Source organism: Pseudomonas sp., assembly GCF_030683065.1.
In the GTDB taxonomy this organism is placed as follows: domain Bacteria; phylum Pseudomonadota; class Gammaproteobacteria; order Pseudomonadales; family Pseudomonadaceae; genus Aquipseudomonas.
Map to the genome: position 1 here is coordinate 23,107 of NZ_JAUXMX010000037.1, position 25,031 is coordinate 48,137.

Genomic DNA, 25,031 nt, shown 5'->3' on the forward strand with positions numbered 1-25,031 from the left:
ACGGCCTGGATATCCATAGAGGAGTACAGACACCATTCAGAACGGCCTCCCCAAGTAGAGGTAGAAACTGTTGTTGCCGTCCTGTGCCCGCCCGTAACCCAGATATAGCGGCCCCAGGGGACTGTCTGCGCCAACGAAGATGCTGGCGGATTTCAGCCAATCCTCCGAATTGCCACGCACTAGTGGGTTGCCGATACGTCCAGCCTCAAGGGATAAGCCGCCATAAGCACCCTCCAGCAGAGTGCCGCGCATAATCCGGTGGTAGTACATAAGACGGCCGAACTGCAGGCTTTCGCCGAGCAACTGGCCGGTGGAGTAACCAGACTGCTGGAGGAAACCGCCCCACTGGAAGTACTCGTAACGTGGCAAGGGGGCACTGCCCAGCTTGTCTCCCACTTTCATGGAGAAGTTGAACGTGTGATTACCGAACGACTTGGCCAGCGTGCCATCAGCAACCACACGGGTGAATGCTTCATCCGCGCCCAGCGCACTGCGCGAATCATAGATATTCAACCCCGCACGCCAGCCCGAACGGGGGAAATGAACGCTGTCGAGCTGATCAAGTAGTAGGCGGCCGGTCAACGCGCCCAGTTGTACCCGCGACTCGCCCGGCGACAGGATCTGCGGGCCGGTATCCAGGGTCGGTTCCAAGATACCCCCGAGTATACCCAGACGCAATTCACCATAGCGGCTGAAATGACTGCCCAGGTCGACCCCGGCGGATTTTTCCAGCACCTCATAGCTGGCGATCCGATCATCTTGCTGATAGAGGTCGGCGGTACGCCGCTCAATAGTCAGGTGCGGGGCGACAAACAACGGCCCCGTAGCGCTTAAGGGCTGATAGAACTCACTGTACAGGCCACTGGTACGACCAATCTGCAGATCGCTGCGCCACTCGGCGCCCAGTTCATTGAGCCAGGTTTTCCGATAGCTGCCGAGCAGGTTGAAGTAGGCGTCGCCACTGAAGTCAGTGGACAGGCCCAGACCGAAACGCAGGTAGTCAGGCCCCCAGGATTTCTCCGCGGCATCAATGGCCAGCACATGTTTGCCGGCATCATCCAGCAGGCTGTACTTCACATGCTCGAAGTGGCCGGTGCCATACAGACGACGCAGATCGCGATCCAGGGTGGGCTGATCGATCAACTCGCCCACCCGGGTATCCAGCACTGCCTGGGCATAGTTGGGATTGACCCGCTGCAGGTTCTCGAAGCGGATCTCATCTACCACCCGCTGCTCAGGCTGCACGGTGATCTGCTGGCGCTGACGCAAAGCGGCATAGTCCGCGGGCGGCATGGACAGGTGCTGAAGTTGGGCGGACACCTGGCGTGCGGCGGTCTCCCCCAGCGGGGCAATCTGTCTCAGGTTGTCGAAATCGCCAGTAGAGAAATTGCCCAGCTCCGGGGAAATCAGGATGTCTTGGTCCGTCAGCGTCGCCAGCGAGGCCTGGACGTTCTGCTCGGTCAGGATGCTCAGCATTTGCCCGGTGACGCCGAATATACCGTTGATCTCCTCGCGCTTGAGCAGCGGGGTCCCGACATTGACCGCGATGATGATATCCGCCCCCATTTCACGGGCAGTCTGCACGGGCAGGTTGCTGGTGAGCATGCCATCGACCAGGAGCATGCCATCGACTTCGGCCGGGGCCACAGCACCCGGTACCGACATGCTGGCGCGCATCACGTTCGCCAGTTCGCCCCGGTCGAAGACCACGGCCTTGCCGGTGACCAAGTCGGTAGCGATCGCACGGAAGGGTATGGGTAGGTCATCGAACACGTAGAAGCCTTTTGCCTTGCTCAACTGGCGCAGCACAGTTTCCAGTTGCACCCCGGTCACCAAGCCCTTGCCGACCTTCACCTGGCCCTGCTGCAAACCCACCTCGGGGGTGAAGAGAATCGTGTAGTCATCCTGTTTGCGGCGCATATTCTGCTCTTGCCGCGGCGGGTTTTCCTTGAACAGCAGTTCGGTGGAAATACTACCGAGCAACTGCTCCATCTCCGGTAGTGACATACCAGTGGCGAAGGCAGCTCCCACCAGCGCCCCCATGCTGGTCCCGGCGATACAGTCGATTGGAATACGGTATTCATCCAGCACTTTGAGCACACCGACATGGGCAGCACCGCGCGCGCCACCACCGGAAAGCACCAGGCAGATGCGCGGGCGCGCCTCGTCCAAGGCCGCGGATTCGGTCCGCTGGTGATTGGCGGCCAGAAGGGATGCGGATAAGCATGCAGCCGTAATGGCTATCCATAACGGATACATGTAACGGACAAACCCTGCGTTCATACATCCTCCCAGGGATATTTTTAGCTATGTCTGCGCAGCGGCCAGCAGGCCCCATTCACAGGTTCAGGGTGATACGGTTCGGATCAGGCGGGAAAAGTCCGCCGAGTCGCTCGCCTGGCGGGCTCGCGTGTTGATCAGGGCATCACGCTGCACCTCGCTGAAGGGCCGCTGGGCATTCTGCAGATAGCCGTTTTCATAGAGATATTCGGGCACATAACCACTGGCAAGGACTTTCCAGCTAAAGGAAATATGCTGCGGGTTAACCCGTGAACTCATCCAGATGCGCGTCGTGCAATTGGTGGTCAGGGTGTTGTAGAACTCCGGCCGATCCCTCAGTGAGTTCATCCGGTGCAGGTACTCCAGAAACAAGCGCCGGCCATTCTCGATCGGGGCACGGAGGGAATACAGGTAGACATCTTCCGGCGGATCGCGCCGATAGTTAGTGCGCAGCCGGATCACGTCGCGCTCGTCGGCTACCACGTAGTAAAGTTCGTACTGGCGAAAAAAACCCTTGAGGGTGGAGTAGCTCTCGTGGCGTTCCTTGCGCGTCTCGATGGATATGGCCAGATGCGCACCGTCAGCAAACGCGAAGCTGAGAAACACATGGGCAATGGCCGGCCCCATCCAATACGAAGTAACCATGTCGACCCCCACCAGCTGGCGTAGATCGAACTCCCGGTCGTAATACGCTGGGGTGTAGTCGGTTTCGCTGCGGTACTCGAAGTTGCGGATGTTATGCACCGTGACCCGATTCCCGACGATGGTGGCATATGGCAGTACCGCCACATCCGCCTGCCAATGCCTCGCGTTGGACGGCTCGATGCCCTGATACCAGGAGAACAGCGCAGCCAGGGGCAACAGATAGGCCAGCAGCGCCCGCCTGCGCCAGCGCGCCATACCGAGGCCAAGCAAGGCGATCAGGCTCGACAGGGCAAACAGTAGGGCCAGGGCTAACCGTAAAAGACCCGCATCGTCCCCGGCGAAGACGATGGCCAATACGCCCCAGGCACCTAGTGCCAAGATCAGCAGCCCTAGCAGCAGCAGGCCTATGATGGTTGTAATACGCTTCATCGTGACTGCCTCATTCTGATCACTTCAAGCCCTGCCTTGGACGCTGCGACATGCCACCTGCATGACCACGTCACCATGCACATCTGACTCGCGGCCGAAGAAAGAATAGGGTTCTGCATAGCCTGTAAGGGTTGGACGCAGCGCATGCAATACGGCGGTCGTTGCCCCTTGCACATGCTGGTTTCAACGGCATGCTAGTACAACAGCGGGTCCTCGGGATTGAGGCTAGCCAGTTCCGCGAACAATGCATTGGCCTGTTGTATGGCACCGGACTCACGCAGGTAACTGATCAGGGCCATACGCAGGGTGCGGTTGGCCGGGGCCAGCACTAGCTGGGCGCGCAGCAGGGTCAGCGCCGCCTCGACTTGCCCAGCATCGTGCAGGGCAACGGCGAGCACATAGGCGTAATCGCGATTCTCCGGGGCCAGTTCATAAGCCTGACGCAATGCCGCCAACGCCTCCTGACGCTGACCACTACGAACCAGTGCCAGGCCCAGTGCGTGGTACAGGCTTGCCTCCTCGGGGTAATTCGCCGTGCTTTCGTGCAACAGCGCGATACCCTGCCCTGCCTGCCCCTGGGCTTCCAGCCATTGCGCCAGCATTAGCCGTGCGGGATGAAAATTCGGATTACGCTGCAAGGCCAGGTGCAAACTCGACTCGGCCTGATCGGCGCGCTGGGTCACTTGATAGAGCGCGGCCAGATTGGTCAGCGCCTCGGCACGATCCAGCTGCGCCCGCTGCGCCTGCTCATAGTCAGCCAGGACCGCCGGCCAGCGCGGCAAGCCTTGGTGCAAGGCGGGCGGTAGTTGTGCCAACTGCCAGGTGGCGGCCAGTCGTACCGCTCGACGAGGGTCATTCAACAGCGGGCCAAGAGCCTGTACCTGTTGCTCGGGCGTGGTCAGCGCGCCCACCACTTCGATAGCCGCCAGGCGTACGACGGGGTCGGGATGACGCAGGGCCGCAACCAGTATCTGCCCCGCCTGCGGTGTCGGATACTGGGGCAACTCTGCCAGCAGGGTCGCCTTGCGCAACCCAGGTAAATCCGTTCTCGCCAACTGTGCATAGAGCGCGGCAGCTGCACCGGCACGCCCCTTGCGGGCGGAAAACAGGGCCTGAGCATAGCCGCCGTCGGCTGGCGCCGGCATGCCGTACCAGGCGTTAAACTGCTCAACAAGCTTCCCCGTTTCATCCTGCTGGTGGCACCCCAAGCAGGCGTCGCTGTGACCAAGTTCCAAAGCCTGGCGCGGGTTGGGCCGGCTAAAGCTGTGGTCATGGCGCAGGTCATTGCCCATGTAGTAACGCCCGGGCATATGGCAGCTCTGACATTGAGCACCTGGCGAATCTACAGGGTGATGGTGGTGAGCCGGCGACTGATAGTCCTTGGCCTGCAAACCACCCATTCGAATGCCGCTGCGGATGGCCTGGCCGCTGGGGTTATGACACTGGGTACAGACAGCGTCGCCCCTGGCGCGCAGTTCAGTGCTATGGGGGTTGTGGCAATCCGAGCAGCGCACGCCGGCGGTATGCATACGACTCTGGGTGAAGGAACCGTACTCGAACACTTCGTCTTGAATCTTGCCGTCGACCTCATATACACCGGCAGCCAGGAGGCTGGGCTGGTAATCGTCATACAGCCGATTTGCTGCGTGGTAGCCCACCTCCAGCGCCGCACGGCGGCTATGGCAGCGGGCACAGGTCTCCACTTCTGTGTGATTGCCGGCATCCTTCAGGTTCACCGGCAAGCCACGGCCGGTTGTGCCGAAGCCCTGCGGATCGGCCGCCCAAAGCAGATGATTGGAGGCTGGGCCATGACAGCTCTGACAACCCACGCCCAAAGCCTGCCAACGGCTGGAAAAACTATTGGTTTGACTGTCGAAGCGGCGCTCGAATCCGGTGGTATGGCATTCGATGCACATGGCGTTGGCATTCTGCTGCGCACCGCTCCAGTGCAGCGGATCACGATGATCCACCTGGGGATAGAGATGGAACCACTGTTGCTGCTCCACATTCCAGGCTGCCCCCAGGGCCTGCAGATGACCACCCGGCAGCGCCAGCAGATACTGTTGCAGCGGGCTGACGCCGAATGTATAGGCCACCTTGAAATCGGCTGGCTGGCCGTCTGCCCCCGGCAGGGTGACCCAGAACTCCTCACCCTTGCGCTTAAAGACTGTGGTTTCTGCCGGCGTATGCAACGGCGCGGCAGTGAAGTCCGCCAGAACGGTCTCAGCACTGGCAAGCTGCATAGCCAGATGATGATGGGAGCCTTGCCAGTCCTGCACCTGTGAGGAATGACAACCCTGGCATTGCTGCTCATCCACCCAGCGCGCTGCACCCTGAGGGGTCGGTACCGCTGGTGTGTCCCACCAGATGGCATAAATGCCAGCCACCAGGATCAGGCAAAGAGCCAATAACACTAACCAGAAGCCTTGACGTGGCAGGTGGGTATGCATAGTGAAAGGCATTCTAAAATCCGGACAGAGAGAACAACGCAATTCACCAGCCCCCGCCACACCAAGCCCAAGAGCGAGGAGTGGGGAGGCACCGCCATCGAACTTACTGGAAACTCAATATATCGCGGGTCAGGTTGTCGATCACCGATTTGAAGTCATTGGCAGTTAGCACCTGCTTGTCATTATCCAGGGTTTTGCCAAGGCCCTTGCGCACAACGCGCAGTAAGGGTTTGCCAGTGGAGGTGTCCACCAGTTCCGCTTCCAGATACAGCTCGGAGTTCTGACTGCGCCCGCCACTGGCCGCCATGGCACCAGCCACCACCAAGGCTACCGGAATCACCTCATAGGGTTTAAGGCCCTGGGTACTAGCATCGACACCGGTGATGGCCCCGCGAAACGCCAGGGTACCCGGGCCGGCACCGATACTGGCCGGCTTCAGGCGACTGAACAGGGCAGTACTCACTCTGTCATTGGTGTAATCCAGCAGCTCCTGCAGGGTCTGCTGGTTGATACGTTCGCTGGAATGAGGCTCTGGATAGAAACGGATGGGCTGGTAAATCACTTGGGTGTAGTTGGCTACGTTGAAATCAGGGTCGGCCCAGCGCAGCACGCTATCACCACTGGTGGTCTTGGCCGCACTCAAGCCCTCGTAACTGGACAGGAATCCGGAATACTGCGACTGACTGGTGGTCGTAGTACTGCATCCACCGAGGGCGAAAACAGTGGCCAATAAGCCGCTCAATAGCAGTTTCGTTGTTTTCATCGTTAACACTCCAGGCAAGTAAACAGGCGATGTGCTTAAAAGTAGAGTCGATAGATGCCAGCATCATGTGCGCAATGCTGTGCCCTGAAGAGCTTAACGTGGGAATAGCAGGGTCACCGCCGCCCTGAAACCCCAGCCGTATGCACCATTTACCGTACTGTCGAGCCAGTAACGTGGACCGAGCTGAATGCTCAAAGGCTGGCCGCCAATCCTCAGCAGCTGGGTCACCGACAGGTTCAGCGGCACGGACCACTCTTTAGTCCGCCAGTCATAAGTTGACTCGGTATTGACACCGAAGCTGGTGTAGGTAGAGGTGGTGTAGGACACAAAGGGTTGCAGAAAGGTGGCGTTGATCCTTTCACGGTCATCGGCAGGGCTACCCTCCAGCGACCACAGATGATTAGCCAGAGCGCCAACGGTCCAGCCATTGGCCTGTTTCAGGACCACCGCCGTAGGGCCGGCGGCCCACTGATCCTGGGTTAGCAGATCATCGCTACCAGTCGGGATAAGAAATACCGGGCCTGCGCCCCAGATCCAGCCACTCTCGGTGGCGGCCTTGGGTGAAAAGAACAGACTTTGGGTCACATCACCGATACCTGACTTATCCGCCAATCCATTGGGGGCCAGGCTGCGCTGATCGATTACCGGCAGAATAGTCCTTGAGATCAAGTTCCAATCTTCATTGATGGAAAACGGCAGTACCGGTTGGATATTGGTCACCGTCTGGATGCCGTCGCTGGTTGGCCCCAGCTTCTGGTTCCAGTTGTACTGCACCGGCAGGCTGTAAATCGCGGCGATGGGATTGAGGGATTTTTTCGCCAGCTCCGCCGCGTCATCAGCCAGTGCCCCACTCGCCACAAGGACCAGGCAGCCCCCTATCAAACCGTTACACTTCACCTGCTAACCCCCCATACAAAGAAAAGGCCATGTAGCCGTTTTGTGTTGCGCGGCGCCGAAGCACTTTTTATCAGCCAGCTTGCTGGCGATCCCCCCACAGGCAGGGTGCACCCTGCGTGCGCACCGGCGAATGACCGATGTGGGTGATGCGCACAGCGCACCCTACGAACTCAGGCCACTCAGGCGCAGGCCTTGGTATGAAACAGCCCGGTGCTAGAAGCGCCAGGTCGCACTGGCACTCAGAACCTGGATCCAGGCACCGTCGAAACTGCCAGACACGCGGTCACCATTGGGTTTTTCCTGGGTAACCGGCATGTCACCCATCCAGGCGAACTCATAGCTCAGATTCAGCTCGGTCTGCTCATCCAGCGCATGGGTAAGGCCGGTAGCGAAACGCCAGTTCTCACCCATTGGCACGGTGATACTGCGATCCTTGTCGGCCACCGACGAGCTGTCGTAACCCACACCCGCCGACCACATCCAGCGTGGGTCGAAACGGTATTGGCTACCCAGCGACAGGTGCCAGGTGTCCTTGAAGTTGGCATTCAGGGAAGCCGACTTGGGCTGGTTGCTGTCCAGGTCGATACCGACCTCACCAAAGCGCGACCAGTCTTGCCAGTTGGCGCTGGCCAGCAGCGCCCACTGTGGATCCAGTTGGTGATACAGGCTGAAGGTCAGGGTCTGCGGCACCTGCATCTTCAGGGTAGTGGCGGCGTCCAGCACGCCGCGATTTTGCAATGCGTTCGTGGCTAGCGGGCCCAGGCCCTCAAGCTTCATGTTGTCCTCGAACTCCAGGTCTATCTCGCTGGTGTAACTGAGACCCAGGCGGGTACCCGGATTCGGCGAATAGATCAGCCCAAGGCTGGCGCCATAGCTCCAGTCATCGGCTTCGAACTTGGCCCGGCCATCGCTCAGCAGCGGATTGAGATTGTTCACCGCCAGCTCGTTGCTCAGCATGGCGTAGTAGCCAATCAAGCCGAGGCCAACAGCCCACTGATCGTTGAACTTGTAGGCCACGCTGGGCATAAAGGTCATGCCCATCAGTGCCCCGTCCTGCAGGAAGTAGCGACCGCTCCAGTCGTCCTCGTAGTCGACACTCAGGCCGAAATCACCATAGTTGGCGAAGCCGACGGACCAGCCATTGCCCAGCTCATGGGTGACGAACAGGCTGGCGCCCGGGATCCACTCCACCGCATTGCCACTGTCGCCGCCGCCGACAGTGGTGTTGCCGTCGACTTCGAAGCGCATATTGCCGTGCAACAGCTGAGCCCCACCACTGACCTGGGTACCGGACAGCAGCGCCATACCTGCCACGTTGCTAGCCAGGGTCGCCGGCCCCTGGGCACGTGCAGCAGCACCGGCGTTGGCCAGGCCGACGCCGTCGCTGCCAACCTCATAAAGCATCAGGCCACCGGCCAGCGCCGGCAGGGGCAAGGCCACCAGACAGGCCAGCAGGGTCAGGGGGAAATTCGGTTTCATGGGTTCAATCCTGCCAAATAGGTTGCGTCACTCCGGCGCGCACCATGCGCGCCGGAGTCGTCGAGTCAATGCACCTGAACGGTGATTGTGTCGATTTTGCCGGTGAAGGCCGAACGCTGGCCGCTGCCGATGCTTTCCACCACCGGGGTGGCCAGATCGACGCCGACATCAGCCGTTTCATCCGCGGAGAACACCACAGGCTGAGTGCGCTCAATCCGTCCTTCTGCCACCTTCTGCTCATTCACGTAAAGCGTGCCCTGCCCGCCCTTGCCGAGGCCACCGCCGTCATAGGCGAACTCATAGCGCACAGTGGCCTTGCCCGCCGGCAGTGGTTTACTCGCCTGCAGTGCAGTCTGCTGCAAACCCAGGTAGTTGTAGGCGTAACCCGGCACGCCGTCCTTGACGTACAGCGACCAGCCACCGAAACGGCCACCCTGAGCGATCAGGGTGCCATTGGCCCCGCCTGCGGGGATCTCCACCTCGGCGGTGATGGTCTTGGACTTGTTCTTCACGTTGATAAAGACGTTTTCGCTCATGCGCGTCATGCCCTCGCCCAGGGTCAGGGAGGTACGACCAGCCATCAGATCCAGACGCCCGGCGATTTCCGGCACGGCCCGCTCAAAGCCACGGTCATCGATGGGCAGCACGTGGTTCTTTTCGGCTTCGGCCATAAACAGGGCCTGCATCTGCTTGAGCTTCTCCGGCTGCTTGGCGGCCAGATCAGTACTCAGGCTGAAGTCATTGCGCACATCGAACAGCTCCCAGACATCGTCGGCCAAGGGACGAATCGGCTTGGGCGCCCAGGCCTCGCGGTGGATGGTGCGGGCAAACCAGCCCTCATGGTAGATGGCGCGGTTGCCCACGATCTCGAAGTACTGGGTGGTGTTGCGCTCGGCTGCCTTGGCATCATCGAAGCTGTACGCCATGCTGGTGCCTTGCATGGGGATCTGCGGGGTACCATTGACCACTTTCGGCTCCGGCAAGCCGGCCGCCTCGAGAATGGTCGGCGCCACGTCGATCACATGGCTGAACTGGCTGCGTATTTCGCCCTTGGCCTTGATGCCCTTGGGCCAACTCACCACCAGGCCATTGCGGGTACCACCGAAATCGGAGGCCACCTGCTTGGTCCAGGCGAAGGGCGCGTCGAAGGCCACGGCCCAACCGGCGGCCATGTGCGGATAGGTGTCCGCACTGCCCCAGCTGTCCAGCTTCTTCAGCATGTCCGCCAGGCTTTCCGGTACACCGTTGAAGTAGGTGTACTCGTTGCTCATGCCGAACTCGCCGCCTTCGGCGCTGGTACCGTTGTCGCCGATGATGTAGTAGACCAGCGTATTGTCGGCCTGACCGATGTCGGCGGTAGCCTGCAGCAGGCGGCCGACCTCATGGTCGGTGTAATCGACGAATGCGGCAAAGACTTCGGCCTGATGGCTGAACAAGCGCTTCTCGTCAGCCGAAAGTTTGTCCCAGTCCTTGATTGCGGTGGGTTTGGGCGGCAGCTTGGTGCCGGCCGGAACGACGCCCTGCTTGATCTGACGGGCCAGGCTTTCTTCGCGGATCTTGTCCCAGCCCTGATCGAATTTACCCTTCCACTTGGCGATCCACTCCTTGGGCACATGATGCGGCGCATGCACGGCACCCGGCGAAAAGTAGACAAAGAACGGTTTATCCGGCGTCAGCGCCTTCTGGTACTTCATCCAGGCCACGGCCTGGTCGGTCATGTCGGTGAGGAAGTGGTAATTCGGGTCCTCCGGCGCCTCGATCGGCGTGGTGCCATCGTACAGCGCCGGCGCCCAGTGATTGGTCTCACCGCCAAGGAAACCGTAGAACTTGTCGAAGCCCTGCTGAGTAGGCCAGCGGTTGAACGGGCCAGATACACCGGTTTCCGCCGCAGGCGTTTCATGCCACTTGCCGAAAGCGGCGGTGCTGTAACCATTTAGACGCAGCATCTCGGCCACGGGTGCAGTGGCGTTGGGAATCTGCCCGGTGTTGCCGGGGAAAGCCGTGGCCAACTCGGTGATCAGGCCCATGTTCACCGTATGGTGATTGCGCCCGGATTTGAGCGCGGCGCGGGTCGGCGAGCACACCGCCGTGGTGTGGAAGTTGTTGTAGCGCAGACCCTGCTGGGCCAGGCCATCGAGGGTCGGGGTCGTAATCGGGCCACCAAAGGTGCTGGTTGCGCCAAAACCCAAATCATCGATCAGCACAATGATCACGTTAGGTGCGCCCTTGGGCGCCTCAATCCGGAAAGGAGCAGGCGGCGTGGCATTGCGCACGTCCAGTTCGGTGTAGCGAGGACGCTCAGGCTCGGCGATTGGAAGCACCGTGCGCTCGAGCGCCGGAGCGCCGGTTTGAGCATAAGCACCGATACTCGACAAGCTGCCGAGAAGAAAACAACACAAGACCGATCCGTAACGTTTCATCCTGCTTTCTCCACAATTCCCAAGGTCGCTGGGTGCAGGATAGTAGTCACGTAGCGGTAGGCGTCAATTTACCTTGGCATTTTGCGCCAAGACTGTTTTAGGTCAATTTTCTGACACACGAAACCAAATCAGAGCGCGTCTTAATTGTTATTAAAGAGGCTGCCTCAGGACTTGTAGACAGTTGCGCCGCAGGGCTCGCCACTGCGAAGGTGGCAAACCGGACCAGCGCCTGAATGCGCGATTGAACGACCCAGCGTCGGTGTATGCGAGCATGGCGGCGACCGCTTTTACGCTGAGATCTGTTTCCTTCAATAGCCTCTTGCTGATGGCGTAACGGGCCACATCTACAATTGAAAAATAACTCGCACCCTCCAATTCCAGCTGCCGATTCAGGGAACGTGTACTGAGGCCAAGATGCTGAGCAATATCAGCCTGGCAACATTTGCCAGACAGTAGCTGCGCATAAATGGCGACCTGCGCACGCTCAGCCAATGCCAGATGACCGGCCGGGTTAGCCGCGCACTCAACACCGGCCAAGCCAGGTAAGCCTGTAGGCAACACTCTTGCCAGCACCTCCGAAGGGAAGAGCAGTTCGTTATTCAGGCTGTTGAAGTGACATGGCGCCCCCATCAATTGCTCATATTTCTCGGGCCTAGTCGGTGGGCGATGGGAGAAGTGTAGTGCCTCAGGCCGCCATGTGGGCCCGCACAAATCCTGCATGATGCGTAATGCGATCATAAGGGCCGCGTCCTGAATCAATGACAACCCACTGAAGCTGCCCTCAAACACGCCATAACCTAATGCCGCGTATCCATCCACATGACGCAGGGTCACAATTGCGGCACGATCGTGCAGATACAGCATTTGCTGCGCTGCCTCCAAGGCCTGCCCCACTGTCGGCATCATGCCCATCACTTGAGCGACCGGGCCGAGCTGAGCGACACCGCTGTAATACCCCAGCAATAGCCCCAAGTGTTCGCAATGCAACTGCTGGGCAGCGCGTTCCAAGATGCGCCCCAACGTGACCATCGGAATACTATTCTCCGGCTGTTGAAGCAGTGCAGGCGAAATATTCAACTCGCGCAAAATGGGCGCCAAGGAGCCGCCCAAAGACTCCATCAGCCTGGGCAATGCCATCAGCGGAGCCACCCGCAGTTGCCCTCTAGCCAAAGATAACGACCTATCCATAGCCACCTGCCTTGTTCAATCCGAACGCAATGCCCGCCAAGCGAGCTGCACCGGATTCTAGGTAGCACGAAGCTTGGCTTTATTAATCCAGATCAACGTAATCAGTGATGCTCAGGTACGTGGCCAGCACGTAATACTGCAGCCATGTCATTTGACCTAACCGTGTTGGTTGTAAAGTCCTAAGCCGGCGTGCCCCATCTTGATGGTCAATCCATCTCGTCAGGATGTCCCCGGCATACTGAATAACCTGCCCGGCAAGCGAGGTGTCAACACAAAAGGCGGCACTGCGGCCGGACAACGCCGTAAGGACGATCCGTGGCCGCGAGCCCTATGAAGGAAGGATCTTAACTAACGGATTGAGTTTGCCGTCATGGTGACGCCTACCAACTTTTCCTTCAGGCATCTGGCATGAACGAATACTCGTATTCACGTTACCTCAACGTCGAACGGAACGTCGGGCAACCCCGCCCACATTGCCGATCACTCCAGGTTGATTAATGCCTGGATCCACCACTCCTACGCCAGGAGCACCGAGGCCAACGCCAGGTGCTACTCCTAAACCAGGTGCACCCACACCGACGCCGGGGGCCACGCCTACGCCAGGCGCGCCGACTCCAACACCGGGAGCGACGCCTACACCGCGCGTGACCCCAGGGCCAGGCTTACCAACTCCGAGGCCGGGATCGACCGCTGCAGCTGTACCGGCCAGCACCAGAATCAAACACCCAATCACTGGTACAAATATGCGCTGCGCCGCTTCGTACTTCATCATTGCCTCCCGTTACATATGGCGTCGCCTCAATGGCGACTACTGCACGACATAGACCAGGTTGTTGCCCTGGAAGCCCGAGCGGTAAAGGACACCACCGCAATTCTGATATTCGACGCCGCTGTTGATCTCGGCCTTGCAGCCAGCTGGCAAGGTACTGACAACGGTACCGACCGCCGGAGCGCCTGCCGGGCGTGAAGCGGTGGCCTGCGGTTGCGCTGCAGTAGCAGGCGGAGTTGCTCTCGATGCCGCGGCCGCACGGGCGGTACTACGCCGCGCAACGCCGGCCACCGACAAGGGAGTGAGGGGCCTGCCAACAACGGCGTGGGCTTCAGGCATCAGTGTCAAACCCGACACTGAATCGGTCGATACTTGCGCCAGGTACAGCATCGGCACCAACGATGCGACGACGAACGTCTTGAGTATTTTGCTTGCTGCCATGTCGAATTCCTTGATTTAGCGCGGCAGAAAATCGACTTTGTTGACACCCGCAGGCGCTACGAACGAAAAAGTCTGCGCATCGAAAATCGGCTTCAACTCCCACTTTGTAAGCGTAACCGCGAACTGCGGCGCATTGGGCAGGTCGCGCGTGGTGATAATGAGCTTGCGCGGCAACGGCTGCGAGCCTTCCTGAATCCAAACCTGCAAATCGACATGCGGTGCGCGGAAGGCAAGATGGTCACAGCGCACGCCCTCAATCATGGCCTTACCCACCACGAAACCATCGGTTACGCCGTCCATCAATACATCGAAAGCATTCTTATTAATCAGGTCACCTGCTGGCGCGACTATGTCGAGCTTGGTCCGGGCAAATTCGAGCATGGCCTCTAGCGTGTCAGGCGCCGCAACTTGAGCGTAGGCCTTGTCCTGCGGGTTATGCAGCGTTAGAGATTTGCCGTCGTAGACAAAAACCTGATCAACAAGATCACCGGTGCGTTCGGCACGAAGCTTATCTGGCCGCTGCACCGACACACGGGCACTGTGATTGAACTCTATCTTCTGCCCGGAGTTCAGCACGACTTCAAGAGTATTGCGCGTCTCAGCGTTGAACTGCTTCTGACTCGCGAGAAAATCGGTTGACTCCTTCATCAGCCGCTGTGCCTCAGGATCTATGCCTGCAGGCTGGGCCTGAACCGCCAGCGCAAAACTGGCTAAGACAACTATTGAGCCGCACCAAATAAATGTTGCCTCCAGATGCTTGCGAAGAGTGGATTGCATGATGGGTCTATCCTTATTGAGTGATGCCCACTGCAATCGATATGCTCGATCGCTTGCCAATCCACTAGATGGTGCAACCCCACCCTGAGGTTTAGCTTCGGAGCTTATTTAAACTGTAGGACAGCTTTTTCAGCAGCTGAAAATTTATCTTCTAGCCTGCTGTAACTTGGCCATCGCGCAGGCAGGTTCGCTCGGCGTATACACATAGCGGCCTAGCCTGGCAAAAGACTGGTAAAGCGCAGATTTTCAGGAAACAGCCTCTGTGAAAATGAATACCTGTATTGCTATGGGTCGGCATGAGCCAGACGAAATAATCTCCACCGTAGTCAACGCGCTTGTTCAGGCAGCTGCGGCTCGAATCTGATTGGTGCAGACCAGACCAGGCCACCCTCGATCTGCCCAGACAGGTGATAAACCCCGGCCAGCACTCCTCGCTCGGGACTGCGCATCAGTTCGAGCCACTCCTCATCAAAGGCGGCATTGATATTCTTGCGTAGCTGCGCTTCTGTTTCCGGCCGGTCATTCTCGCGCGCGATGGCAGTGAAGGCCGCCACGCCCAGGGAAATAGTCGCGCCGGCCACCCCACCGACTATTGCCGAGACTGCGCTGGCGCCGCCGCTGGTGGTGAAGTCGGCCACCAGCCGTTCGCTGGTTCGTTGCGCCACCGAGGAAATTCCGGGGTTCGCCGACCAGTTACCCAGGCCCCCGGAGGGGCTGCGGATACTTGTGATCAGAGCCTTATAGGCCGGCAGCCTGTCGAGCGGGTCGGCGTGCACGAGCTGGTAAAGGGAGGCGCCGGGGGCAAGCGCAATCGCCGGAATCTCCTTGAGGCGCTGGTCGAACTGCTCCTGCGGTACGCCATGGCGCGGCCCAATGCCGTGCAGCCGCTGGTCGAGTTGGCGAACGTAGAGCCCGATCGTGCGCTGCATGATCTGCTCCGGGCTGGTCTCCTCGGCGACCGGCTTCAGCACGCGACTCTGGTACTGCTCCTGCAGATAGAGGGCCAGCCGCTGGACAGTCGAATCCTTCTCGCCATCGGCGCTCAGCTTGTACCAGGACACCTTCACGCTCAGCCATTGCTGGGTCCAGTAGCTGGAGAACCACGGAATGAAGACGACGTCGGTCTGCCGGTAAACCAGATCCATCCAGCGCTGCATATCCTTCAGGGCATGCGCTCTGGCCTGGTCCGAGGCGGCCTGCGAGGCCGCGGCGATGTCGCGGTCGACCTGCTGCCAGGTGCTCGCGGCAATCTGTATCGGCGGGTCGCTGGCACAGCCCGCCAGTGCCAGCAGCAGGGCGACGATCAGGACTCGCAGACTGGTCATCTCAAGCCTCCGCAGCAGCAATGCAAGCACATACAGGGGTTGTAGGAGGCCTCCAGCGCTGCTCATGAACCTGCTATCCCGCAGGCCCATGACGCTTGCGCAGCGCTGCCAGCCCCGCGCCAACGGAACGTCCTGCTCGTCCGGCTCTGGTGTTGTGCGTTCTGGTGTTGTGAGTTCTGGTGTTGTGAGTATAGGTGTTGTGAGTATAGGTGCCGGCAAGGCTGTTGCCTTCACGGTGCCCGGCAACTGCACGCAGGCTCAAGGCTCAGCTGTGGGGAAAATATCGAGCGCCGTAGCGAGGCCGTCATTCTAGGAGGCTGTCCGAGAACGGAGCAGTGTTCAGTACCTCACCTGTTCCGGCGGTGCTGTACTGGCGCTGAAACGGTGCCGCAATGATGGCCTCAGCCAAAGGCCGAGAAATCTATAAAGATCGCAAGACCTTCGTTGAACCGCTATTTGGCCAGATCAAAAATTGAGCAGGAGCAGTTGAACACCTGGGTCAGTTTTCGGTCAGCGGCAACAGGTGAAGGGTTTAGTGCGCCCGGAATACGGAAACTTAGTGCCAAAGCCGACCTAAAGCGCTGAATTTTGCCTTAAAACAGGCAAAAGTGGCCTCGTAAAGCGGCTAACGAAAGTTTTGTTGAGGCTTGGTTGACCGTAGATCACCTTCGGGTGGTCAAGTGGTGCTTTGGGGGCGCCGGGCGGACTGGAACCGCATTCTCAGGCAGCCTCCTGGGTTTGCAGAAGGCGCAGCGCTGCCGTGTTTATGATCCAAATCAACTTTCCCTTTACCGAGGCGCGCCACTATCGCCACGGCATGTCCTATGAGCTGTGGATGGCTCAGCATCTGCAAGGTCAATCGAAAGCCCTGCCGACAGAAGAAACCTCTCGGATTAATACGACCTTCATCGCGCTGGGGGATGCATGAGCCTCGAACATTCCGCGCCTGCAACGACAGGGCTTGCATGCGACCGTGGGTAAAAGCGTCAGACAAAGAAACTCAGGCTCGTCTAGCTTTTTATCGTGCTGTTGCTATGCAAGAGCAAGTACCCGGATCAATAGCAGCGGATGGAGATTTCAATGAAGTTCAGCTACTCAACCCCCCTTTGGGTGGCAATCCTCAGTTTGCTGCTGGGTACAACGACCGTGCAGGCACAACTCACTGCCGCTATGAAAATGAGCACCGAGATTGCACCGGGAATTGCCTCGCCGGACAAGGTGGATACGCGACTGGGTACGCTGAACTTCTTTGACGGCTTCCCGGATCAGGACACCGTTACCAAGGTCTACGACAACCTCGACTTCCAGCGCGCGGTGCAGGCCTACCTGCTGGCACTGCCCGCCGTGAACATGGCCGGTCTGCGCGAGGGTCTGCTGACCGTCGGCCCGGCCAACGTCACCATCCCGACCTTTGAAAACAACCTCAATGCCCGTTCGATCTTTCTGACCCCGAACGCCACCACGCCCTACACCTGGATCTGGCTCAATCTGCATGAGGGTCCGCTGGTGGTTGAAGTGCCGCCCATGACCCTCGGCATGATCGATGATTTCTGGTTCAAGTACGTGACCGACATCGGCCTCGTCGGGCCGGACAAGGGCCAGGGCGGCAAGTACCTGCTGCTGCCGCCGAGCTATGCCGGCGAGGTGCCAGAGGGCTATCTGGTGGTGCGGATGCCGACCTACGAGTCGATCCTGGTGTGGCGCAACATGCCGGTTAAAGGCGACATCAAGCCGGCCATCGAACGGCTGCACAAACACACCCGCATCTATCCCCTGGCCGAGGCTGCCAACCCACCCGCCAACACCTTCGTCAACGTCTCCGGGCGCGACTTCTCCACGGTGGCACAAGCCGATTACCGCTTCTGGGAACGGCTCAACTACGTGGTGCAAAACGAACCGGTGGAATCCCTTGATCCGGTCACCCTCGGCTTCTTCGCCTCGATCGGCATCGAGAAGGGCAAGCCCTTCGCGCCGGACGAGCGCATGAAGAAAATCCTCACCGAGGCAGCTGCAGTAGGTGACGCCACCGCACGCACGCTCACCTTCCAGAGCCGCATCCCCGAGGCTTTCTATTACCCGAACAGCACCTGGCGTCAGTGGCTGGGCGGTTACACGTTCCAGTCGCAACCCGGCGTGGCCTATCTGGATGCCGCGGCTTTCTTCTACTTCTATGCCACCGGGGTAACCCCGGCCATGGAAGCCAAGATGGTGGGCCAAGGCTCGCAGTACGCCGTCGGTCTGGTGGACGCCAAGGGCAAGCCGCTGGACGGCAGCAAGACCTATCGCCTGCGGGTGATGGCCAATGCGCCGGTAAAGGACTTCTGGTCGGCGATTGTCTACGACAACCAAACCCGTTCGATGCTGCAAACCGATCAGGCCTTCCCCCCAGGTGAGCAGCCTGGACAAGGGTTTGCGCGTCAATGACGATGGTTCGGTGGACGTTTGCTTCGGCCCCGAAGCGCCAGCCGGCATGGAGAAAAACTGGATCCAGACCATTCCGGGCAAAGGCTGGAACATGCTGTTCCGTCTGTACGGCCCGCTTGAGCCTTGGTTCGACAAGACCTGGAAACTGAACGAGATCGAACAAATCAAGTAAGCCGCATTAGCCAGTCAGAGGGCGGCACCCTGCCCACGTTGCGCCTTGACGGCCGGCCGCTATGGATTGAACAGCGAGACGCGCGTACCTGCCCCTGACTGCGCACCGCTTAAAATGATCGGCAGCGGTGAAAACTGAGTGCGCAACTAACCGCTGTACCTGGCAGCCCTGATCAACGACCATTGGCCGCAAGCCGGGCTTGCCTGCCCTGCACCCACAGTTACCCAAGGCCGGACCTTGTTCTCCTCTGAACGTTTAAAAGGTATCGATGTATTTGTATGCGTAGCCGAACTCGGCAGCTTTGCTGCGGCGGCCGAACGCCTGAGCCTCACCAGTTCGGCGGTGAGCAAAGGCATCGCGCGGCTGGAGACCCGCCTGGGTATCCGCCTCTTCGAGCGCACCACGCGCAGGCTTGCGCTAACCGATGCAGGCACAGCCTTCTACCGAACCTGCACGCGAGTGCTCACCGATCTGGAAGAGTCGGAGCAGGCCCTGCATGCCGAGCTCTTCGCGCCGCGCGGGCGCATCCGCATTGATCTTCCGGCCTCGTATGGGCGCTTGCACGTGTTGCCGGTGATTCTGCAGTTCGTAAAGCAGCATCCGCTGCTGATGCCGCATATTTCCTTTACCGATAGCTTTGTCGACCCCGCCGATCAGGGCATCGACATCCTGGTGCGGATCGGTGGCTCGGATATTTGGCCGGCAACGTTGGGCCATCGCTTCCTGGGCGCCGAGCGCCTGATCTACTGCGCCGCCCCCGAGTACCTGTCCACGCGGGGGGCACCGGCAAGCGAAGCGGCACTTGAACAACACGATTGCGTGCTCTACGGCCATAGCGATGGCCAGGTCAGCCCCTGGTATCGGGAAGGCCCTCAGCCGGGCGATAAAAAGCGCCGAATCATGCCGGCACGAATCGCTGTCGGCGATGGCGATGGCGAAGTACTGGCCGTTCTGGCGGGATATGGCATTGCGCAACTGCCCACCTGGCTGGTGCAAGGGCATCTGGACAGCGGAGCACTGGTGGAGGTGCTACCGCAGTTGGCCACCGACGGCCTGCCGATGAACCTGGTCTGGCTAAAGAAACGCGAGGCACTGCCCAAGGTCAGCGCCCTGCTGGAAGTGCTCGCAGTCTGTCTGACGCCCGCGGGGCACAGCTTGCCTGAGCAATCAGATACGTGAATCCAGATCATCAATACTCAGAATAAACACCTGCAATAGGAATCTAAAGAACCAATACCATGGTGCCCCCTTTACTAAAGAGCGGCGTCATGAGTGCTATCGAATCACCCCGGCCACTGGCTTCCACTGCTGAAAGCTCTACGCTGAGTATCACCATTCTGTCCATCTCGGCCTTTCTGATCGTCACCACAGAATTTCTGATTATCGGCCTGCTCCCGGCCTTGGCCCGTGACTTTGGCATTTCCATTGCCGCAGCCGGTCAGTTGGTCACGCTGTTCGCCTTCACCGTCATGTTCTTTGGCCCACCGCTGACCGCCGCCCTCGCCCACCTGGACAGGAAAAAGCTGTTTATTACGATCCTGCTGGTCTTCGCCTTTGCCAACGGCTTGGCGGCACTTTCGTCGAACATCTGGGTACTGGCGATCGCGCGTTTTATCCCGGCACTGATGCTGCCGGTCTTCTGGGGCACAGCCAGTGAAACGGCAGCCCAACTGGCCGGCCCGGCAAAATCGGGGCAGGCGATAGCCCGGGTCTATCTTGGTATCACCGCCGCGCTCCTGCTGGGCATTCCCCTTGGCACACTGGCGGCCAACGGTATCGGCTGGCGGGGCGCTTTCTGGCTGCTGTCGGGCCTGCCACTGGTGATGGCGATTGCCATCGCGCTCTACATGCCGACAGTCGCGCGCAGCCCACGGGTCGATTTCCTCAAGCAAGCGCGCATCTTCAAAGAGCCCCTGTTCCTGGCCAACGTCGCGCTGTCGATCATCATCTTCAGCGCCATGTTCGTTGCGTACACGTATTTGGCAGACATGCTGGAACGCCTAGTCGGCGTGGCCCCGGCGCATGTCGGCTGGTGGATGATGGGCTTCGGCGCCATAGGCCTGATTGGTAACTGGATTGGCGGCAAAGCAGTGGATCATTCGCCCCTCAAGGCCACAGCCTTGTTCGTTGCACTGCTTGCGCTGGGCATGGCGGCGGTCACGCCGCTGGCAGGAGCAGGCTTACTCGTCTGCATTGCGCTCGCGCTCTGGGGCATTGCCAACACCGCGCTGTATCCGATCTGCCAAGTGCGGGTGATGAACTCGGTGAGCCATTCACAGGCTCTTGCGGGGACGACCAACGTTTCTGCGGCTAATGCGGGGATAGGTATTGGAGCGATGCTTGGCGGTTTGACTATCCAGACCGCAGGCATAGCCAGCGTTGGCTATGTAGCCGCGGCCGTTGCGGGCCTTGCGCTGCTGGTGATGCCGTTGGTGGGCCGCCTGGCCGCTCGCAAGTGATGGCCAGAAAAGGCGAAACCAGCACCTAGCAAAACCGAGAGCAGATGGTTAGTCCTAGCGCTCCCCCCCGTCCTCGACCGGGTAGAAACGGCATCCTGATGGTTTCGTCCACTGCATGAATTCGAGGAGGGTGGTGCGCATGGCACATCTGCGCAATGTGCGGCGTTGCTCAGGCCGCCCCAAACCCTGTCAGGCCAGCAGGAAGTCCAGCAGTTGGCGGGTAAACGGCTCACCGACCTCGACATTGGACAGGTGTGCGGCATGAAACTCGATCAGTTGCGCGCCAGCGATCTGCTGCTGCATAAAGCGGCCGTGCTCGGGCGTGGTCACCACATCGGCGGTGCCACAGACGATCAGGGTCGGCACCTTGATGGCAGCCAACAGCGCGCGAAAGTCGGCATCACGCACCGCCGCGCAGTTGCCGGCGTAGCCCTGGGCCGAGGTGGCCGCCAGCATCGCGGTAATACGGCTGGCCTGGGCCGGCTCGGCCGCGGCGAATTCGGGAGTGAACCAGCGCGCAATGGACGCATCGCGAAGATCGCTCATGGCCTGTTGGCCGCCCTGCAGCACCATGTCGATGCGACTGTTCCACACGTCGTCGCTGCCGATCTTGGCCGCAGTGTTGCACAGCACCAGCTTGTGCAAACGCTCACCGGCATTGATGCCCAGCCACTGGCCAATCAGCCCGCCCATGGACAGTCCACAGAAATGCACCTGAGCAATATCCAGGTGATCGAGCAGAGCCAGCACATCGCGGCCCAGTTGCTCGACGCTGTAGAAGCCCGCACTAACCTGCGACTGGCCGTGACCGCGGGTATCGTAACGCAGCACCCGGAAATGCTCGGTAAAGGCCGGCATCTGCGTGTCCCACATACCCAGGTCAGTGCCCAGGGAATTGCTCAGCAACAGCACCGGCGCGTCCGCCGGGCCTTCGAGTTGGTAATTCAGGTCGCCAGCGGCGAGGTGGACAACAGGCACGGCAAAACTCCTTCAAATGAATAGGACTCGATGTTCGGCCAGGACACGTTCGCCCCAGCGGCACTGCCGCTTGCGATCAAGCCCTTGCCACGGGCGCCTGCATGAATGGTGCAGGCAGGCGCGGATCGAGGCAACGCGGTTAGCCTGCGGTGCGCAGGGCGCACCCTGGGATCTGGAGGCTCAAACCCGTTCGATAGCCAGCGCCAACCCCTGGCCGACACCCACGCACATGGTCGCCAGGCCACGCTTGCCAGCGGACTTCTCCAGCTGGTGCAAGGCGGTCAGCACCAAGCGTGCGCCGCTCATGCCCAAGGGATGACCAAGAGCGATGGCACCGCCATTGGGGTTGACCTGGGCCGCGTCGTCGGCCAAGCCGAGGTCGCGGGTTACCGCCAGGCCTTGCGCGGCGAAGGCTTCGTTGAGTTCGATCACGTCGAAATCGCTGATCTGCAGATCCAGGCGCTGCAGCAGCTTGCGCACCGCCGGCACCGGGCCATAGCCCATGATCCGCGGCGCCACACCGGCACTGGCCATGCCCAGCACCCGCGCACGCGCGGTCAGGCCGTGCTTTTTCACCGCGTCGGCGGAGGCCAGGATCAGCGCCGCCGCGCCATCGTTGACCCCCGAGGCGTTGCCGGCGGTGACGGTCTTGCCTTCGCCATTGACCGGCTTGAGCTTGGCCAGGGCTTCAGCCGTGGTCTCGGGACGCAAGTGCTCGTCCTGGTCGATCACGCTGTCACCCTTCCTGCCCTTGATCGTCACCGGGACGATTTCTTCGGCGAAGAAGCCGGCCTGTTGGGCGGCGGCGGCGCGCTGCTGGCTGCGCAGGGCGAACGCATCCTGATCGGTGCGGCTGATCCCGAACTGATCGGCGACGTTGTCGGCGGTCTGCGGCATGGCATCCACACCATACTGCTGCTTCATCAACGGATTGATAAAGCGCCAGCCGATGGTGGTGTCTTCGACCTTCTGATTGCGGCCGTAGGCCGTGTCGGCCTTGCCCATGACATAGGGCGCACGCGACATCGACTCAACGCCGCCGGCAATCGCCAGCTCCATCTCGCCGCTGGCAATGGCGCGAAAGGCGCTGCCCACCGCGTCCATGCCCGAAGCGCACAAGCGGTTAAGGGTCACCCCCGGCACGCTGTCCGGCAGGCCGGCCAGCAGCAGGGCCATGCGTGCGACGTTGCGGTTGTCTTCGCCGGCCTGGTTGGCGCAGCCCATAAACACTTCGTCGATGGCGACCAGATCCAGGCCCGGATTGCGCTCGATCAGCGCCTTGAGCGGCACCGCAGCCAGGTCGTCGGCACGCACCGGGGCCAAGCCGCCGCCGAAGCGACCGATCGGCGTGCGCACGGCGTCGCAGATGAATACCTCGCGGCTCATTCCTCACCCCCGACCTGGCCGTGGGCGGCTGCGGTACGGGCTTCCAGAGCGCGCAGGGCGCTGAGTTCGACCTCGCTCGGTTCGGCGGTGACGCTAAGGCTCTCGGCGAAACGAATCTGCCAGCCGGTGGCCTCGATCACCTGCTCGCGCGTTACGCCCGGGTGCAGCGTGGTGACGATAAATTCGTTGCTGCCGGCTTCCGGTTCCATGATGCACAGGTCGGTAATGATGCCCACCGGGCCCGCGCCGGGCAGACCGAGGCGCTGACGATGATCGCCGCCCTCGCCAAAACCGACCGAGGTGATAAAGGCCAGCTTGTCGACAAAGGTGCGGTGCGACTGCTTGAGGATGATCAGCACCGACTTGGCGCTGCCGGCGATTTCCGGTGCGCCACCGGCGCCGGGCAGGCGCACTTTCGGCTGGTGATAGTCACCGATCACGGTGGTGTTGATGTTGCCGAACTTGTCGACCTGGGCGGCGCCGAGGAAGCCAACGTCAATGCGCCCACCCTGCAGCCAGTAGCGGAAAATCTCGCCGGTGGGCACCACGCTGTCGGCGGTTTCGGCCAGCTCGCCGTCACCGATCGACAGCGGCAGCACGGTTGGCTTGGCGCCAATTGGGCCGGACTCGTAGATCAGGACCACGTCTGGCGAGGAGGTCAGACGCGCCAGATTGGCGGCCTTGGATGGCAAGCCGATGCCGACAAAACACACCGCTCCATTGCGCAGGCGGCGCGCGGCGGCCACGGTCATCATTTCATTGGTGCTGTAGGCGCTCATCAGTTGGCCTCCTGCTGTGCGGCCAGTTTGTCCTGGCGCAGTTTTTCTTGAAAAGCGGCGAAATCGGCAGTGCCGCGGATGTACTCGTCGATCCAGGCGCTGAAGGTCTCGCGGTCGCGGGCAATCGGGTCCCAGGCCTGGTAGAAACGGTTGTCGCGCTCGGAGTAGCCGAGGGCGTAGGACGGATGGGCACCGCCCGGTACGTGGCAGACTGCAGTCAGCGCCCAGCTCGGCAATACGCAGGCGTTCATCGGCGCATTGAGGTCGTCGACGATTTCTTCCACGGTGACGATGCAACGCTTGGCCGCCAGGGCCGCTTCCTTCTGCACGCCGAGGATGCCCCAGAGCAGCACGTTGCCCTTGCGGTCGGCCTTCTGCGCGTGGATCACGGTGACGTCCGGACGCACCGACGGCACCGCCGCCAGCACTTCGCCGGTGAACGGGCAAATGACCGTTTTGATCAGAGGGTTGACCTTGGGCAGGTCGGAGCCGGCGTAGGCACGCAGCACCGCAAACGGCAGGCCCGAGGCCCCGGCGACGTAGGCGTTGGCCATGTCGGCGTGGCTGTGCTCCTCGATCTCCAGCGGCTTGGGCCAGCCCTTCTCCACCGCGTCACGCAAGCGGTGCAGGGAGCCGACACCAGGGTTGCCACCCCAAGAGAACACCAGCTTCTTCGCGCAACCGGCACCGATCAGCAGGTCGTAGACCAGGTCGGGAGTCATGCGCACCAGGGTCAGCTCGCGCTTGTTCTGGCGGATGATCTCGTGGGACGCCGCAGTCGGGATCAGGTGGGTAAAGCCTTCGAGGGCGACGCTGTCGCCGTCGTTGACGAAGCGCTGTACGGCTTCGGCAAGGGAAATGATTTCGGCCATCGGTGCTGCTCTCACTGGTTGGACAGTGCCACCGGGTCAAGGTGGCGGGTGCGTCAACAGTAGGTCGCAGGGCGCGCGCAAACAATCCGATAATCGAC

20 protein-coding genes are annotated in these 25,031 nt (G+C 60.5%); 5 read left to right on the forward strand and 15 right to left on the reverse strand.

Features of this window, described 5'->3' with window-relative positions; genetic code table 11:
• Window positions 1-36 precede the first annotated feature (36 nt).
• The 11 genes from Q8K09_RS12455 to Q8K09_RS12505 all read right to left on the reverse strand — a co-directional run bounded on the left by Q8K09_RS12455 (window position 37) and on the right by Q8K09_RS12505 (window position 15,929).
• Window positions 37-2,172 carry a patatin-like phospholipase family protein gene (locus tag Q8K09_RS12455; protein WP_305255285.1) on the reverse strand — a complete coding sequence of 712 codons (2,136 nt, stop codon included), beginning with the start codon at window positions 2,170-2,172 and terminating at the stop codon, window positions 37-39.
• A gap of 174 nt (window positions 2,173-2,346) precedes the next feature.
• Window positions 2,347-3,354 (reverse strand): DUF4105 domain-containing protein, encoded by a 1,008-nt coding sequence (locus Q8K09_RS12460; RefSeq protein WP_305255286.1) that lies wholly within the window; start codon window positions 3,352-3,354, stop codon window positions 2,347-2,349.
• A gap of 194 nt (window positions 3,355-3,548) precedes the next feature.
• The gene (locus Q8K09_RS12465; RefSeq protein WP_305255287.1) at window positions 3,549-5,816 is read right to left on the reverse strand and encodes a multiheme c-type cytochrome; all 2,268 of its coding nucleotides are present in this window, start codon (window positions 5,814-5,816) and stop codon (window positions 3,549-3,551) included.
• A gap of 91 nt (window positions 5,817-5,907) precedes the next feature.
• Window positions 5,908-6,567 (reverse strand): DUF3313 domain-containing protein, encoded by a 660-nt coding sequence (locus Q8K09_RS12470; protein ID WP_305255288.1) that lies wholly within the window; start codon window positions 6,565-6,567, stop codon window positions 5,908-5,910.
• 93 nt (window positions 6,568-6,660) lie between these two features.
• Window positions 6,661-7,434: a transporter gene (locus tag Q8K09_RS12475; RefSeq protein WP_305255322.1), complete on the reverse strand. Its 774-nt coding sequence runs from the start codon at window positions 7,432-7,434 to the stop codon at window positions 6,661-6,663.
• 243 nt (window positions 7,435-7,677) lie between these two features.
• The gene (locus tag Q8K09_RS12480; RefSeq protein ID WP_305255289.1) at window positions 7,678-8,943 is read right to left on the reverse strand and encodes an OmpP1/FadL family transporter; all 1,266 of its coding nucleotides are present in this window, start codon (window positions 8,941-8,943) and stop codon (window positions 7,678-7,680) included.
• Window positions 8,944-9,008: 65 nt separating this feature from the next.
• Complete coding sequence (locus tag Q8K09_RS12485) at window positions 9,009-11,363, reverse strand: arylsulfatase (RefSeq protein WP_305255290.1); 2,355 nt, start codon at window positions 11,361-11,363, stop codon at window positions 9,009-9,011.
• Window positions 11,364-11,513: 150 nt separating this feature from the next.
• A complete protein-coding gene (locus tag Q8K09_RS12490) occupies window positions 11,514-12,551 on the reverse strand; it encodes an AraC family transcriptional regulator (protein WP_305255291.1) in 1,038 nt (345 codons plus the stop codon).
• Window positions 12,552-13,359: 808 nt separating this feature from the next.
• Window positions 13,360-13,761, reverse strand: a complete 402-nt coding sequence (locus Q8K09_RS12495) for a hypothetical protein (protein ID WP_305255292.1) — start codon at window positions 13,759-13,761, stop codon at window positions 13,360-13,362.
• A gap of 15 nt (window positions 13,762-13,776) precedes the next feature.
• Window positions 13,777-14,538 carry a DUF2092 domain-containing protein gene (locus Q8K09_RS12500; protein WP_305255293.1) on the reverse strand — a complete coding sequence of 254 codons (762 nt, stop codon included), beginning with the start codon at window positions 14,536-14,538 and terminating at the stop codon, window positions 13,777-13,779.
• A 326-nt stretch (window positions 14,539-14,864) separates the two neighbouring features.
• On the reverse strand, window positions 14,865-15,929 hold the full coding sequence (locus Q8K09_RS12505) for a hypothetical protein (protein ID WP_305255294.1): 1,065 nt from the start codon (window positions 15,927-15,929) through the stop codon (window positions 14,865-14,867).
• Between the two features lie 694 nt (window positions 15,930-16,623).
• Here Q8K09_RS12505 and Q8K09_RS12510 point away from each other — a divergent pair.
• From Q8K09_RS12510 to Q8K09_RS12530, 5 genes are all read left to right on the forward strand, one after another.
• The gene (locus Q8K09_RS12510; protein ID WP_305255295.1) at window positions 16,624-16,791 is read left to right on the forward strand and encodes a hypothetical protein; all 168 of its coding nucleotides are present in this window, start codon (window positions 16,624-16,626) and stop codon (window positions 16,789-16,791) included.
• A gap of 152 nt (window positions 16,792-16,943) precedes the next feature.
• Complete coding sequence (locus Q8K09_RS12515; RefSeq protein WP_305255296.1) at window positions 16,944-18,287, forward strand: DUF1254 domain-containing protein; 1,344 nt, start codon at window positions 16,944-16,946, stop codon at window positions 18,285-18,287.
• On the forward strand, window positions 18,274-18,459 hold the full coding sequence (locus Q8K09_RS12520) for a DUF1214 domain-containing protein (RefSeq protein ID WP_305255297.1): 186 nt from the start codon (window positions 18,274-18,276) through the stop codon (window positions 18,457-18,459). Before Q8K09_RS12515 ends, Q8K09_RS12520 begins: the two co-directional genes overlap by 14 nt.
• Before the next feature lie 237 nt (window positions 18,460-18,696).
• Window positions 18,697-19,638, forward strand: coding sequence for a LysR family transcriptional regulator (locus Q8K09_RS12525; protein WP_305255298.1), 942 nt, complete (start codon window positions 18,697-18,699; stop codon window positions 19,636-19,638).
• A gap of 89 nt (window positions 19,639-19,727) precedes the next feature.
• A complete protein-coding gene (locus tag Q8K09_RS12530; RefSeq protein WP_305255299.1) occupies window positions 19,728-20,918 on the forward strand; it encodes an MFS transporter in 1,191 nt (396 codons plus the stop codon).
• 189 nt (window positions 20,919-21,107) lie between these two features.
• Here Q8K09_RS12530 and pcaD read toward each other — a convergent pair whose 3' ends face one another.
• The 4 genes from pcaD to Q8K09_RS12550 form a co-directional block, all read right to left on the reverse strand.
• The gene (gene pcaD, locus Q8K09_RS12535; RefSeq protein ID WP_305255300.1) at window positions 21,108-21,896 is read right to left on the reverse strand and encodes a 3-oxoadipate enol-lactonase; all 789 of its coding nucleotides are present in this window, start codon (window positions 21,894-21,896) and stop codon (window positions 21,108-21,110) included.
• A 180-nt stretch (window positions 21,897-22,076) separates the two neighbouring features.
• Window positions 22,077-23,282 (reverse strand): 3-oxoadipyl-CoA thiolase, encoded by a 1,206-nt coding sequence (gene pcaF / locus Q8K09_RS12540; protein WP_305255301.1) that lies wholly within the window; start codon window positions 23,280-23,282, stop codon window positions 22,077-22,079.
• On the reverse strand, window positions 23,279-24,061 hold the full coding sequence (locus Q8K09_RS12545; RefSeq protein ID WP_305255302.1) for a CoA-transferase subunit beta: 783 nt from the start codon (window positions 24,059-24,061) through the stop codon (window positions 23,279-23,281). The genes pcaF and Q8K09_RS12545 overlap by 4 nt, the downstream gene beginning before the upstream one ends.
• The gene (locus tag Q8K09_RS12550; RefSeq protein ID WP_305255303.1) at window positions 24,061-24,933 is read right to left on the reverse strand and encodes a CoA transferase subunit A; all 873 of its coding nucleotides are present in this window, start codon (window positions 24,931-24,933) and stop codon (window positions 24,061-24,063) included. The genes Q8K09_RS12545 and Q8K09_RS12550 overlap by 1 nt, the downstream gene beginning before the upstream one ends.
• Window positions 24,934-25,031 lie beyond the last annotated feature (98 nt).